Raw genomic sequence first — 12,755 nt, 5'->3', positions numbered from 1 at the left:
TTTCCCCCTATTCGCCGTTCGCCGTTTTAAAACAAAGGACCTGCCAATCTCCCTTGTAATTTTCAAGGCGGATTTTGACTTTGCCGGATTCCATATTTTGTGCGAATTTCACTTCAGGATTTAAGCAACTCACCTGCACGGAACAAGGCAACTCAAATTCGTTATTGCCGACGTTAAGACCGTCAACAAAACAATAACGATCTTTTCCTTTACGGGTAAAATGGAAAGTCAGATGTTCCTGTTGATAAGATTCCCGACAGCTGCATCTTGTGCCATAAATGCCTTCACCGTTCACGTCCAGCCATTTGCCGAGTCCTTTTAAGCGGTCTATTTGACCTTGCGGAATCGTGCCGTCCGCTTTCGGCCCCACATTAAGCAGTAAGTTGCCGTTATTGGCGACCACTTCAACCAATAACGAAACCAGTTTTTTCACGGAAATTAAACTGTCATCGGTTTCATTTTGGTTATAGCCGAAAGAAAGCCCCAAACCACGACACATTTCCCATTTATTGGTGCGGGAAGCTTCCCCTTGTTTGTATTCTTTGTGAGCAAAATCGCCCCATAAATCATTCCAACGGCTATCTACAACACCGTCTTCCACTTGGTTGTAGTAGTAAGCAAACAGGCTTGGCAGCATATGCTCGCCTTGTTTCGGCCAGCCGATATCATTCCACAGCACAGAAGGTTTATAGCGATCAATGAGTTCTTTGTAATGGTTGTAGGCATAATCGGCGTAAGCATAGGTCGGGCAGGCGTTCGACATATTTTGGCTTTCGGTGAAAATCGGTGCGGAAGAAAACGTCCAGTCAATAACACCGGAATAATAGGCGCCCATTTTCAATCCTTCGGCTCTAACCGCTTCCGTCAACTCACCCATGATGTCGCGTTTCGGTCCATAATTCAGGCAATGATAGTCGGTATATCGGCTTGGAAATAAACAGAAACCGTCATGGTGTTTTGTGGTTAAAACCACATATTTCGCACCGGTTTCACGGAATAACTTCGCCCACTCGGCAGGTTGCCATTTTTCAGCCTTCCACATCGGCAGAAAATCACGATAAGCAAAATCTTTGCCATAGGTTTTGAGGTGATGTTCGTAGGTTGGCCCGCGTTTTACATTAATGGAGTTGAAATACCATTCTGCATAGGGATTATTGCAGAACCATTGTTCATCAACATCGACTTCACCCAGTTCCCAAGTTAAGGGGGCATAAGCCGGAACAGAGTAAATTCCCCAATGAATAAAAATGCCGAATTTATAATCATCATACCAATCCGGTAAAGAGTGGGTTTTTACGGAATCCCAAGTTGCTGAATAATAGTGCTGCATAGACGTACCTCATTTGCTGATTAAGTGAAAATCTGTGTTGCGCTGATTATTGTGACGGATAAACCCGCGTTCTATTCGGTTGCATGGCTTTTTGTGCCTGTTCCGGTGTTTTATATATTCCGATGCCCGCGAAGGTGAACATGGCGGCACCCAGCACGGTGCTTTCCGCCACATCCACCACATCAATCGGCAAGCCTAAAACATCGGCGCGGATTTGGTTCCAGAGCGGGTTTTTGGAGCCGCCGCCGACGCAAAGCAGGCTTTCCGCTTTGAAGCGGCTGACTTGTTGTAATACGTCCAAGCCCTGTTTGAGTTGGTTTGCCATGTAATACAGGGCGGCACGATAAATTTCGCCACGGGTGGAGAACATGGAAAGCCCGGCGATGTTGCCTTGTCCGAGTTGACTGAAAACGCCTTGAAAATTGACCGCACTTTGTGTGCCTTTTTCAGCGGCGGCGGTGCCTTCGGCGATCATGGTCGGGTAATATCGGTCGGTGCCGTACACCTCGGCGAACAGCAACTTACCGAGCCATTCCATAATGCCCGAGCCCACCCATTGCACGGCGGGGTTAAAGCAATTCGGTTGTGCGTCGAATTCGGTAGTTAAGCCTTGCGGTACGAATTCAAATTGCGGTTCGGCGTGTTCGGTGCGCGCCATTAAGATTTCCCAGGTACCGGAGCTGAGCACCGGTTGATTCAATCCCGCGCCGGAACCGAACACCGCAAATTGGGTGTCGTGCCCGCAGGAAATCACCGGCACGCGGTTTAAGCCCCAATGGTCGGCAAGTGCGGCGGTTAATTCGCCTGTTTTTTCACCGGCGTTACGCATCGGCGGGAAATGGTTTTTGCTTAAACCGAGCAGTTTTAAAATGTCCTCGTCCCAATCGCCGGTGGCAAGATTGGTCATCATGGACGTGCCTGCCATGGTGCGGTCGGTCGCGAATTCGCCGGTTAAACGTTGCGCCAACATGGAGGAAATAAACACGAATTTATCCATTTTTTGGAAAATATCCGGTTTATTTTCTTTCAACCAAAGCAGTTTGAATAAGGTATTAAAGCTGTATTGCCCGATACCGTTACGTTGATAAAGGGCTTTTATGTCCAGCAACTGAGGCAGATTTTCCATTACCGGCACGGTACGCGGGCATTTCCAAGAAATAATCGGATAAAGCTGTTGCCCGTCTTTGTCGAAAGGCGCGCCGTCCACCCCGAAGGTTGTCACGGAAATGCCGACAATTTCTTTTAAATCAATCCGTTGTTGCTTTAGTTGAGCAATCGTATTGTCTGCGCACACCGTCAATTTTTGCCAAATTTCTTCAAAATCCCAAATGTGATAATCAGGCGATTCGCTTCCCGCTTGGGTGTTGTTGGCAAGATGATGGGATGCCACGATTTTGCCTTTATCATTCATCGCGATGGTGCGTAAATTGGTGGCACCGCAATCAAAAATCAGTACGATAGACATAAAAGCTCTCCCTAAGATTTGGAGGAAAGTGCGGTTGAAAAAACAAATGGATTTTTAACCGCACTTTGATTTGAATTTTTTATGGGACAATGGCACGCGTCAGGAGACGCGCGCCAGTTATGCTTTATTTATAAAGCGGTCCGAAGTTTTTGCAGGCACGGTAGTCCTGACCTTCTTTGTCTTGACCGAAGCCGTTCCAAGAGCTTGGGCGGAATACGTTGGCGTCTTCCACGTTGTGCATACAAACCGGAATGCGCAACATGGAGGCGAGCGTGATGAGATCCGCACCGATGTGGCCGTAAGTGGCAACGCAGTGGTTAGCGCCCCAGTTCGCCATCACGGAATACACGTCGGTAAAGGCACCCTTGCCGGTCAAACGCGGTACGAACCACGTGGTCGGCCAGGTTTCGTTGGTGCGGTGGTCAAGCACATCGTTGACTTCTTTCGGTAAATCGATGGACCAACCTTCGGCGATTTGTAATACAGGACCTAAACCTTTGATCAGGTTAATACGGTGCATGGTGAACGGCATACCGCCTTTAGTGAGGAATTGAGAAGATAAACCGCCTCCACGGAAGTATTCGTGCACCGCAGGACACCAACGGGTGTGTTCTAAACAACGTTTGCCGTCTTCTTCGGTGACCTCCCACGCCGGTTTCATGGTTGGGTTGCCGTCGGCATCTTTGTGTTGACCTGTGCCGTCAAGGGCGGCGGAACCGGAGTTGATTAAATGCAGGAAGCCTTGTTCCGGACGGAAGCCGGTGACACGTTCGACGGAGTCCGGGCTCCAGTAAGTACGCACGTCGGCGAAAATTTGTGCGCGGCCGGTAAGTTGATTACCGAGCAGCATACAAACCGCGTTCAAACTGTCGTTTTCGGTGGCAAGAATGTATGGCGGACGCACGCCGTTCCAGTCGTAAGTGGAGTTCAGCATGGCTTCCATGAAGTCGCCGTTCGGTAAATGGTCGGTCCAATGGCGTTGACCTTGGAAACCGGCGGCGATGGCGTTGTGACCCAGCGCTTCTTCGCCGAAGTTGAGTTTCGCCAATTTCGGATTACCCACCATTAAATCACGGGCGATGATGGTCATTTTCACCACATTTTCCCAAAGTTCGGCGCGTTCTTCCGGTGTGCGTTGATTTTCCGGGCTGTTCACGTCAATGCCGTCTTTACAATATTGTTTTACCCAGGAAAGCGCTAAATCCACTTCTTCCTGATCGTAAATTTTGCGATCCAAACGGCGTTTAATTTCGGTCATGTCCACATATTCGTTGCGCATGCCGAGGTATTCTTGGAAGAATTGTTGGTTCACGATGGAACCGGCGATACCCATGGAAACGGAACCGATGGATAAATAGGATTTGCCGCGAATGCTGGCGACCGCAAGACCGGCGCGGGCGAAGCGTAACAATTTTTCTTTCACATCGGCAGGAATGCTGGTGTCGTCCGCTTCTTGCACGTCATGTCCGTAAATGGAGAATGCCGGTAAGCCTAATTGAGAGTGACCGGCAAGGGCAGCGGCCAGATAAACGGCGCCCGGACGTTCTGTGCCGTTAAAGCCCCAAATTGCTTTCGGCATATGCGGATCCATGTCGATGGTTTCGGAACCGTAGCACCAGCAAGGGGTAACGGTAATGGTTAAGCCCACGTTTTCATGTTTGAATTTTTCCGCGCAGGCGGCAGCTTCCGCCACACCGCCGATGCAAGTGTCGGCAATCACGCATTCGACGAAAGTGCCGTCCGTATGACGAATGTGGCTTTGTAATAATTCGGCGACGGATTTCGCCATGCGCATGGTTTGATCTTCAAGGGATTCACGAACGCCCAAGCGACGACCATCAATGGTTGGGCGAATACCGATTTTGACCGGAGTAGATTTGAATTGACTCATTTTTTAACCTCTTTAGTGAATTAAAAATAAAGTACAGCGAAGTGAATAAATCTTGCTTAACTTTATTTTTCATGAAAAAAAGAGATTCACATACAATTTCTGCATATTTGTGCGAAAAGCGTGAATGAGATCACAAAAAGCGGGCAAATTATCGGAGGAAAAATGACCGAATTGCTATTTTTATATCCAAAACGGGCAAAACGGTCATTTTCTTAATCAGACAGTGATGAGCACATTATGCTCCCGGCAATAATGTTGCAATTCTTCGGAAGGGAGTTGATCGATAAACAAGATGTCGATTTGTTCCAGTTCGGCGAGCTTAATCAGATTTTTGCGTTGCAGTTTGGAATAATCCGCCAGTAAAAATTTCTTCTCACAGGCATCCATGATTTTTCGTTTAACGGAGGCGTTAAGCTCGTTGGATTCCCAAATATTGCCTTCATTATCAATGCCATTACAGGAAAAAATGCCAATGTCGATGTGCAGTCGTTTCAATAATTGTTCCGACAACGGACCGTAAAAGGCATCATATTTCGCCGAATACACCCCGCCGGTGGCGATGGTGGTGATGTTGTTTTTGTTCATCAGGGCGGTGATATTGTGCATGGAGTTGGTCACAACAGTACAGGGAATATTCGGCAGCATTTGCGCGAAATGCCAACTGGTGGAGCTGGCGTCTAGGCCTATCACGGCGCCTTCAAATAGATATTCCAAGGCGTTTTGCGCGATGGATTTCTTGGCATCGGCATTGGCTTTTTGTCGATATTGAAATGAACTGCCTAAATCATTGGTGTTGCAGCTAACCGCTGCGCCGTGCACTCGGTGTAATAGTCCTTTATTTTCCAGTGCGGTTAAATCGCGTCGAATCGTTTCCACAGCAACGGAAAGGGTTTCGGCTAATTCAATCACACTTAACTTCCCTTTTTGATTGACGAGCTGCAGGATTAATTGGTCTCTTTTTTGCATAGTAATCGGTTCAATCGGTCAAAACGGGCTTTGTGAATATAGTATGGCTTTTTTAGAATAATTCAAATGTTCTTAACAAAAAGTGCGGTAGATTTTTTACGTGTTTTTTAAAAAAACGCCGACAAAAACCACCGCACTTTTCTGCACCGAAACTAATTGGTTTTTAACTTGTTCCAGTATTTTTCATAAATATCAATAGCGTTGCCCACATCACCTTGAATAATGCCTTTTTCTACTTGTGCTTCCGGCGGGAATAAGGTCGGATTATTTGCCATTTCCGGCGAAATTAAGGCTTTTACGCCGTTGTTCGGCATGGAATAACCTAACCGCTCCAAGACGATTTTGGCGTTTTCCGGACGGAGCAGGAAGTCGATGAATTTATAGGCGTTTTCCACATTTTTCGCGCTTTTCGGAATGGCGTAGTTATCCATCCAGAAAATCGCCCCTTCTTTTGGGTAAACGAACTGAATGTTTTCGTTCTCACGGTGTGCCATGTAGGCGGAGCCGTTCCAAATCATGCCGAGCGCCACTTCGCCTTGTACATAAGGCACTTCCGGCGAGTCGGAGTTAAACACCGCGACATTCGGTAACAATTTTTCCAAGCGTTCGTAAGCCGCTTTAATATCCGCTTCGTCAGTGGTATTCGGGGATTTGCCGTCTAACAATAAAGCAATGTGGAACACTTCGCGCGCGTCGCTCGTGAGCAACACTTTGCCTTTGTATTCCGGGTTCCATAAATCCGCCCAGCTGGTGATTTTGCTTACGTCGATGTCTTCCGAATTCACCGCAATGCCGGTCAGTCCGTAAACATAAGGCAGGGAATAGTCATTGTTCGGGTCGAAATCTTTGTGCAATAAATTGTCCGGAATTTGTTTGAAATTGCTTAACTTGCCGTGATCCAATTTTTGCAGCATGCCGTCCTTCGCCATTTTATTCACATAATAGCTGGACGGAAAAACCAAGTCGTAACCGGCATTGCCGGAAATCAGTTTGAGTTTGGCATACATTTCTTCGTTGCTTTCGAAAGTGGAATAAATCACTTCGATTCCGGTTTCTTTGGTAAATTCGGCAACGAGGCTGGAAGGGACGTAATCGGTCCAGTTATAAACGTACAGTTTTTCTTGCGCAAAGGCGGTGGTGGAAAGGAAAGTCAGGGTGAAACAAAGGGATTTGAGTGTTTTTACAAACAAATTTTTCAATTTATCGTCCTCCAAAGCTAAACATAGCGAGCGGTTAATTTTTATCTGGGAATTGAGTAAAAACTCGGCGGGCAGTATAGCAGATTTTCCCTACTTGTCCCGTGGTTTTAGGCAAATCGGAGGAGGAGCCGGGGAAAAATAGAGAAGAAAAAGTGCGGTGCAGTTTTTAAGTGAAAAATACACCGCACTTTTAGATAGAGGGGTTAGCCTTTCAACCGTAACGCCTCCACCACCAGTTTGAACACGTTCGAATGGCCGCGGCGGCTTGGGTAATAGAGGTAAAGCGGGTCGTAGGTCATGGCGAATTGGGGTAATAATTCAATTAGTTTGCCTTCCACCAGTTCTTTTTCCACACTCATGCGCGGTATCCAAGCTATGCCCAAACCGTCTAACGCCGCTTGCTGACGCAGGTGGTTGTTAATGGAAAATTGGGAATTCGGTAGGAATTTGATCACCTCTTTTTTGTGTTTAAATTCCCATTCCATTTCTGCGCCGTGCTGGGCGGAAATACGCGCGCCGATGAGGCTGTGTTGCGCTAAATCCTCCAATGTTTTCGGTGTCGGTTTCCCCGCCAGATAGGCAGGGGACGCCACCAGCGCCATTTTCAGCGGCTCGGAAATTTGCACGGCAATCATCTCTTTCGCCACGTCGTTGCCCAACCGCACGCCGATATCGAAGCCTTCTTTAACAATATCCGACCAGCGATTTTCCACCACGATTTCCACCTTGATTTTCGGGTAATTCGGTAAAAATTCCCGCAAGCGCGGATACAGCACCGCTTCCGCCGCCACCGCCGGCGCATTAATGCGAATGGTGCCCGACGGCGTATTTAAGAAATCGCTCAAGGCATCCACTTCTTCATTAATGGAGCGGTATAACGGCGCTAACTGTTCGTACAACTGCTGCCCCGCCTCGGTGAGCGACACATTGCGTGTGGTGCGGTTAAACAAACGCAAATTTAGGCGCGTTTCCAGACTTTTCATGCTATGGCTGAGCGCCGAAGACGAAATCCCAAGCAACCGACCCGCCTGCACGAAGCTATTGGTTTGCGCGAGCGTAAGAAAATAGTTGAGTTCGTTGAAGTTTTGCATGCTTATTCCTGAGTCCAGTCCTGCCATTTTAATTCGTTGATGCGCGCGAATTCTTTCACGTTATGGGTGACCAGCACTGCATTTAAACTGAGTGCATGACAGGCAATCCAGAGATCGTTATTGCCGATAGGCGTGCCTTGTTTTTTTAACGTGTCCGCCCATTTACCGTAATAATGGCAAATTTGTTCGTCGGGATACAGCACCGAAATCCGCTTCGTGATGCGTTGAATACCGCTGACGGCTTTTTCATAGTTGTGACTACCGTGGGCACCTTTCAGCAATTCCGCATAAGTGATAAAACTCATTGCCAGCCGATCATTAGGCGGCAGTTGCGCCACTTTGTCGGCAACCGCTTGCGGACGATTTTTCATGAGGTAAATAATGATATTGGTGTCCAACAAATAAATCATAGTTGTTCCCGCTCCTGTGGCGGTGTGCTATCGCGATCTTCCAGGGCGGAAATGAAATCTTCGTCAAATCCGTCGAATAATGCCAGAAAATGCGTTTCGTTGTTTTTCACCGGGCGCAGTACTACGTCGCCGTTTTCCTGACGAAAAATTTCCACGGTATCCACATCAAATCGAAAATCAACGGGAATGCGTACCGCCTGACTGTTACCGCTTTGAAAGACTTTTGCTAACATGACTCCTCCGTATATACTATGTTGAATTGAGTATATACTACGCCCATTCCTCTTCCCGGTCAAAATAATCATTGCTGAATTTTATTCACGACACTATAAAACCAACCCTGATTTATCTCAAGCAAAACACTTTGTAAACTGACCGCACTTTCCATGAACAATGAGGTGAATAAATGAAAAACGTCTTGGTTTTAGGCGCGAACGGCGGGTTGGCGCAAACGGTGATTCCGGTGCTGTTGGAAAATTCCGCCGTACGATTAACGCTGATGTTGCGCAATGTGGCGAACTTGCAAAAATTTGTCGGTAAGCGCGTGAAGGTGGTGCAGGGGGATGTAATGGATTTGGCGCAACTTGAACAGTTAATGGCGGGGCAGGATATTGTCTATGCCAACCTCGCCGGCAACCTTGAGCCGATGGCGAAAAACGTCGTACAAGCCATGAATAAGACAGGTGTGAAACGCCTGATTTGGATCAGCTCCATGGGCATCTACAATGAAACCGGCGAAGATCACGGCGCGATTTTAGATCCGTATCGCAATTCGGCGAAGGTGGTGGAAAGCGCCGATTTGGATTACACCGTGATTCGTCCGGGTTGGTTCACTAACGGCGCGGAAATTGATTATCAACTGACCCGCAAAGGCGAGCCGTTTCGTGGGCATGAGGTGTCCAAACGGAGTATCGCGGTACTTATCGCCAAATTGGTGGATCGCCCCGAATATGCTATCGGCGAAAGCCTTGGCATCGCGCGAGTTTAACCTGTTAATGTCAAACACAGAGAGGAAAAAACGATGAAAAAAGCAACCGCACTTTTTACTGGCGTCATGTTGTTACTCGGCGCGCAAATGGCACAAGCCAAAAATCTCATCGTGTATTTTACGCACCCGGAAAGCATTCCGAATGACAAACTGGACGGCGTCAGCGGCGCCAGTAAAATCATCAAAGACAGGCAGGCGTTCGGTGCCACGGAATATCTTGCCCGTGAAATTCAGAAAAACGTCGGTGGCGATTTTTTCCGCATTGAAACCGTACAACGCTACCCGGACACCCACAAGCCGTTATTGGATTTCGCCCAGGCGGAACAGCGCAAAGGCACCAAGCCGGCGTTAAAAGCCAAACCAAACCTGGCGGATTACGACACCATTTTCGTCGGCTACCCGATTTGGTGGTACCAGATGCCGATGGCGATGTACAGCTTCTTTGAGCAAAACGACTTCAGCGGCAAAACCCTTATCCCGTTCGTCGCTCACGGCGGCAGTCGCTTCAGCGGCAGCTTGGAAGAAATCCGCAAAATGCAACCGAAAGCCAATATGAAAGCGGGCTTTGAGGTGTATTTGCACCGCACGACCAAGGCAGATAGCGACGTGGAGCGTGATTTGGCGGAATGGTTGAAGAAATTACAATAGCGATTGCCTAGGGTAACAAGTTACCCTAGGTTAGTTATCATCCTACCCCGTTGGGGTAGAAGCGGCTTGTTCCCCAAAGGGGAACGCTTATGCCTAACCGTGGGTAAACTTACCCTCGGCATTTTTGGAATTTGATGATGCCCCAAAAATACTACATCCAACTCATTCAGGATCTTATTCTCACCGTTCTGCTGCTTTCCCTGATGGCATATCACTTGCTCGGCGAAATAGTGCACGAATGGCTCGGCTTGGCGTTTATCGGGTTGATTTTCAGCCACACGGGGCTGAATTTATGGTGGTTTAAAAAGCTCCGGCAGGGCGATAATGCGTATCGCCTGCTGCAAACAGGGTTAAACGGCGCGCTGATTTTGCTGTTTCTGACGGCTTCTATCAGCGGAATTTTGCTTTCCAAGCATATTTTCGCCGAGATGCCGTTTCACTTAACCGACGATGTCACGCGCAAAACTCACATGTTAAGCGTGCATTGGATTCAAATCGTCATCGCCATGCACGTCGGCTTACACTGGAAGGCGTTGGCAGCGATGTTGGGACGTATCTTCGGCACGGATTTAAACGGCATCACCGTAAAATGGGGATTGCCGTTGATTTGGAGCGCCCTCGCCCTGTACGGCTTATTCGTCTTTTACAGCCGGGATTTATTTCCGTATTTAGTTAACAACGTGGACTTCGCTTTTTTCGACAGCAACGAAAGTGCGGTGCATTTTTATGCCGATTATTTCGCCATTCTGATTTTCTTCGCCTACGCCACGCGCGTTGCGGTGTGGCTGGCGTTATTTCGCCGCCCGCAAAATGAGGATAAAAAATGAAAAAGGATATTGATTTTCTGGTGATGAAAAGTGCGGTCGTTTTTGAGGATATTTTTATTACTGAATTTTATTCAACACATCAATGAACAAGAGGCGGTTTTTCCCGGAAAAAACTCGCGCTAAACTGACCGTACTTTCAATAAATAAGGGGAAGAGAAGATGTCAAAAGAAGTGATCGTTTTAGTCGGTTCCGGCGCCATCGGTGTAGCAATCGCCCGTCGTGTGGCGGTGGGAAAAGAATTGGTGTTGGCGGATTTACGTTTGGAAAACGCGGAAAAACAAGCGGCGGAATTACGCAACGCGGGCTTTCGTGTATATACCGTGGAATGCGATGTCTCCAGCCGCGAATCCATTCAAAACGTCGTGGCATTTTCCACCGCATTTGGTGACATCAAAGGGTTAATCAACACCGCCGGTGTGTCGCCATCGCAAGCCTCCGCGCAGCAGCTCTTCAAAGTGGATTTATACGGCACGGCGGTGTTGCTGGAAGAATTCGGTAAGGTCATCGCGAAAGGCGGTTCGGCAATAATGATCGGTTCGCAATCCGCTTATCGTTTAGCCCCGCTGACCTTAGAACAAAACCGCGCGCTCGCACTCACTCCGATAGATGAATTGCTGAATTTACCGTTCATTAAAGAAGTGGACGACAGCTTGCGCGCCTACCAACTTTCCAAACGTGGTAATGCCTTGCGCGTGCAATGGGAAGCAGTGAAATGGGGCAAACGCGGCGCCCGCGTGAACTGCATTAGCGCCGGAATTATTTACACGCCTCTCGCCAACGATGAGCTGAACGGCGATCGTAAAGAATTCTATCAAAAAATGCTGTCCGAACTTCCGGTCGGTCGTGGCGGCGCACCGGACGAAATCGCCAATTTGGCGGAATTAATCATGTCCGAACGCGGCGCGTATATTACCGGCAGTGATTTCTTAATCGACGGCGGCGCCACCGCGAAATATTGGTGGAAAGATCTGGAAACTGCCAAATAAAGTGCGGTGGGTTTTTCAAACGTTTTTTAAGTCATAAGGAGAAGAAAATGCAAAGTATTCAACTGAATAACAACGTAAAAATGCCGATTTTGGGCTTCGGCGTGTTCCAAATCCCGCCGGAAGAAACCGAGCAGGCGGTGATTCACGCCATTCAAGCGGGTTATCGCCATATCGACACGGCGCAAGCCTACTGCAATGAAGCGGAAGTGGGACGCGGCATTGCCAACAGCGGTGTGGCGCGCGAAGCCTTGTTTGTGACCACCAAAGTGTGGATTAGCAATGCCGGCGAAGAAGCGGCGCGCGCTTCCGTTGAGCATTCACTGGCAAAAATGCAATTAGATTATCTTGATCTCGTGCTGATTCATCAACCTTTCGGCGATGTGTACGGCACTTGGCGCGCGTTGGAAAAATTACGGTCGGAAGGCAAAATTCGTGCTATCGGCGTGAGCAACTTCACGCCGGATCGTGCGGTGGATTTAGGCGAATTTAACCAAGTCATGCCGCAGGTGGATCAAATTGAAATTAATCCGTTCCACCAACGCCGCAATGATATTGCGATTTTAAAAGCCGAAGGCATTGTGCCGGAAGCCTGGGCGCCTTTTGCGGAAGGAAAGCACGATATTTTCCGCAATCCGACACTGACCGCCATCGGCGCAAAATACGGAAAATCGGTCGCACAAGTGATTGTACGCTGGCTGGTGGAGCAAGGCATTGTTGTGTTAGCCAAATCGACCAAACCTGAACGTATGGCAGAAAATTTGGCGGTATTTGACTTCGCCTTGAGTGAAGAAGACAAACAAGCCATCGCCACGTTAGATCTCGGTGAAAGCCAATTTATCGACCATCATAGCATTGAAGCAATGCGTTGGCTGAAAGGCTATATGCAAGACGAGTAATCACCTCGACCGCTTGTTGAAAAAAGACCGGCGGTCTTTCCCTTTATTTTCTATCAT

The 12,755-nt window shown here is 48.2% G+C and carries 13 protein-coding genes; 5 read left to right on the top strand and 8 right to left on the bottom strand.

Translation table 11 applies throughout. From position 1 onward, the window contains the following. Positions 1–7: 7 nt before the first annotated feature. From DK430_RS06605 to DK430_RS06570, 8 genes are all read right to left on the bottom strand, one after another. Complete coding sequence (locus DK430_RS06605; protein WP_109078301.1) at positions 8–1,330, bottom strand: alpha-L-fucosidase; 1,323 nt, start codon at positions 1,328–1,330, stop codon at positions 8–10. Positions 1,331–1,376: 46 nt separating this feature from the next. Then, a complete protein-coding gene (fucK, locus tag DK430_RS06600) occupies positions 1,377–2,795 on the bottom strand; it encodes an L-fuculokinase (RefSeq protein ID WP_109078300.1) in 1,419 nt (472 codons plus the stop codon). 124 nt (positions 2,796–2,919) lie between these two features. Then, positions 2,920–4,686 carry an L-fucose isomerase gene (gene fucI, locus DK430_RS06595; RefSeq protein ID WP_109078299.1) on the bottom strand — a complete coding sequence of 589 codons (1,767 nt, stop codon included), beginning with the start codon at positions 4,684–4,686 and terminating at the stop codon, positions 2,920–2,922. Between the two features lie 216 nt (positions 4,687–4,902). Next, on the bottom strand, positions 4,903–5,652 hold the full coding sequence (locus DK430_RS06590; protein ID WP_109078298.1) for a DeoR/GlpR family DNA-binding transcription regulator: 750 nt from the start codon (positions 5,650–5,652) through the stop codon (positions 4,903–4,905). Between the two features lie 152 nt (positions 5,653–5,804). Then, complete coding sequence (locus tag DK430_RS06585) at positions 5,805–6,851, bottom strand: extracellular solute-binding protein (RefSeq protein ID WP_109078297.1); 1,047 nt, start codon at positions 6,849–6,851, stop codon at positions 5,805–5,807. A gap of 203 nt (positions 6,852–7,054) precedes the next feature. Next, a complete protein-coding gene (locus DK430_RS06580; RefSeq protein WP_109078296.1) occupies positions 7,055–7,942 on the bottom strand; it encodes a LysR family transcriptional regulator in 888 nt (295 codons plus the stop codon). Between the two features lie 2 nt (positions 7,943–7,944). Beyond that, on the bottom strand, positions 7,945–8,352 hold the full coding sequence (locus DK430_RS06575) for a type II toxin-antitoxin system VapC family toxin (protein WP_109078295.1): 408 nt from the start codon (positions 8,350–8,352) through the stop codon (positions 7,945–7,947). Then, complete coding sequence (locus DK430_RS06570; RefSeq protein WP_109078294.1) at positions 8,349–8,585, bottom strand: antitoxin; 237 nt, start codon at positions 8,583–8,585, stop codon at positions 8,349–8,351. Before DK430_RS06570 ends, DK430_RS06575 begins: the two co-directional genes overlap by 4 nt. 173 nt (positions 8,586–8,758) lie before the next feature. Between DK430_RS06570 and DK430_RS06565 the strand changes: the two genes are divergently transcribed. The 5 genes from DK430_RS06565 to DK430_RS06545 all read left to right on the top strand — a co-directional run bounded on the left by DK430_RS06565 (position 8,759) and on the right by DK430_RS06545 (position 12,698). Next, complete coding sequence (locus tag DK430_RS06565) at positions 8,759–9,340, top strand: NAD(P)H-binding protein (protein WP_109078293.1); 582 nt, start codon at positions 8,759–8,761, stop codon at positions 9,338–9,340. A gap of 33 nt (positions 9,341–9,373) precedes the next feature. After that, positions 9,374–9,988, top strand: coding sequence for a flavodoxin (locus DK430_RS06560; RefSeq protein ID WP_109078292.1), 615 nt, complete (start codon positions 9,374–9,376; stop codon positions 9,986–9,988). A 134-nt stretch (positions 9,989–10,122) separates the two neighbouring features. Further along, on the top strand, positions 10,123–10,815 hold the full coding sequence (locus DK430_RS06555; protein ID WP_239496787.1) for a DUF4405 domain-containing protein: 693 nt from the start codon (positions 10,123–10,125) through the stop codon (positions 10,813–10,815). 159 nt (positions 10,816–10,974) lie between these two features. After that, positions 10,975–11,802, top strand: a complete 828-nt coding sequence (locus DK430_RS06550; protein ID WP_109078291.1) for an SDR family oxidoreductase — start codon at positions 10,975–10,977, stop codon at positions 11,800–11,802. Between the two features lie 47 nt (positions 11,803–11,849). Next, on the top strand, positions 11,850–12,698 hold the full coding sequence (locus DK430_RS06545; protein ID WP_109078290.1) for an aldo/keto reductase: 849 nt from the start codon (positions 11,850–11,852) through the stop codon (positions 12,696–12,698). The last annotated feature ends 57 nt before the right edge of the window (positions 12,699–12,755 follow it).

It is taken from the genome of Aggregatibacter kilianii (assembly GCF_003129965.1).
GTDB lineage: Bacteria > Pseudomonadota > Gammaproteobacteria > Enterobacterales > Pasteurellaceae > Aggregatibacter > Aggregatibacter kilianii_A.
This window is presented reverse-complemented; position numbering and strand designations above follow the sequence as displayed.

Coding starts and splice junctions, on each gene's coding strand:
- DK430_RS06590 (WP_109078298.1), bottom strand. CDS start 5,652: ATGCAAAAAAGAGACCAATTAATCCTGCAGCTCGTCAATCAAAAAGGG.
- DK430_RS06555 (WP_239496787.1), top strand. CDS start 10,123: ATGATGCCCCAAAAATACTACATCCAACTCATTCAGGATCTTATTCTC.
- fucK (WP_109078300.1), bottom strand. CDS start 2,795: ATGTCTATCGTACTGATTTTTGATTGCGGTGCCACCAATTTACGCACC.
- DK430_RS06550 (WP_109078291.1), top strand. CDS start 10,975: ATGTCAAAAGAAGTGATCGTTTTAGTCGGTTCCGGCGCCATCGGTGTA.
- DK430_RS06570 (WP_109078294.1), bottom strand. CDS start 8,585: ATGTTAGCAAAAGTCTTTCAAAGCGGTAACAGTCAGGCGGTACGCATT.
- DK430_RS06580 (WP_109078296.1), bottom strand. CDS start 7,942: ATGCAAAACTTCAACGAACTCAACTATTTTCTTACGCTCGCGCAAACC.
- fucI (WP_109078299.1), bottom strand. CDS start 4,686: ATGAGTCAATTCAAATCTACTCCGGTCAAAATCGGTATTCGCCCAACC.
- DK430_RS06575 (WP_109078295.1), bottom strand. CDS start 8,352: ATGATTTATTTGTTGGACACCAATATCATTATTTACCTCATGAAAAAT.
- DK430_RS06605 (WP_109078301.1), bottom strand. CDS start 1,330: ATGCAGCACTATTATTCAGCAACTTGGGATTCCGTAAAAACCCACTCT.
- DK430_RS06545 (WP_109078290.1), top strand. CDS start 11,850: ATGCAAAGTATTCAACTGAATAACAACGTAAAAATGCCGATTTTGGGC.
- DK430_RS06560 (WP_109078292.1), top strand. CDS start 9,374: ATGAAAAAAGCAACCGCACTTTTTACTGGCGTCATGTTGTTACTCGGC.
- DK430_RS06565 (WP_109078293.1), top strand. CDS start 8,759: ATGAAAAACGTCTTGGTTTTAGGCGCGAACGGCGGGTTGGCGCAAACG.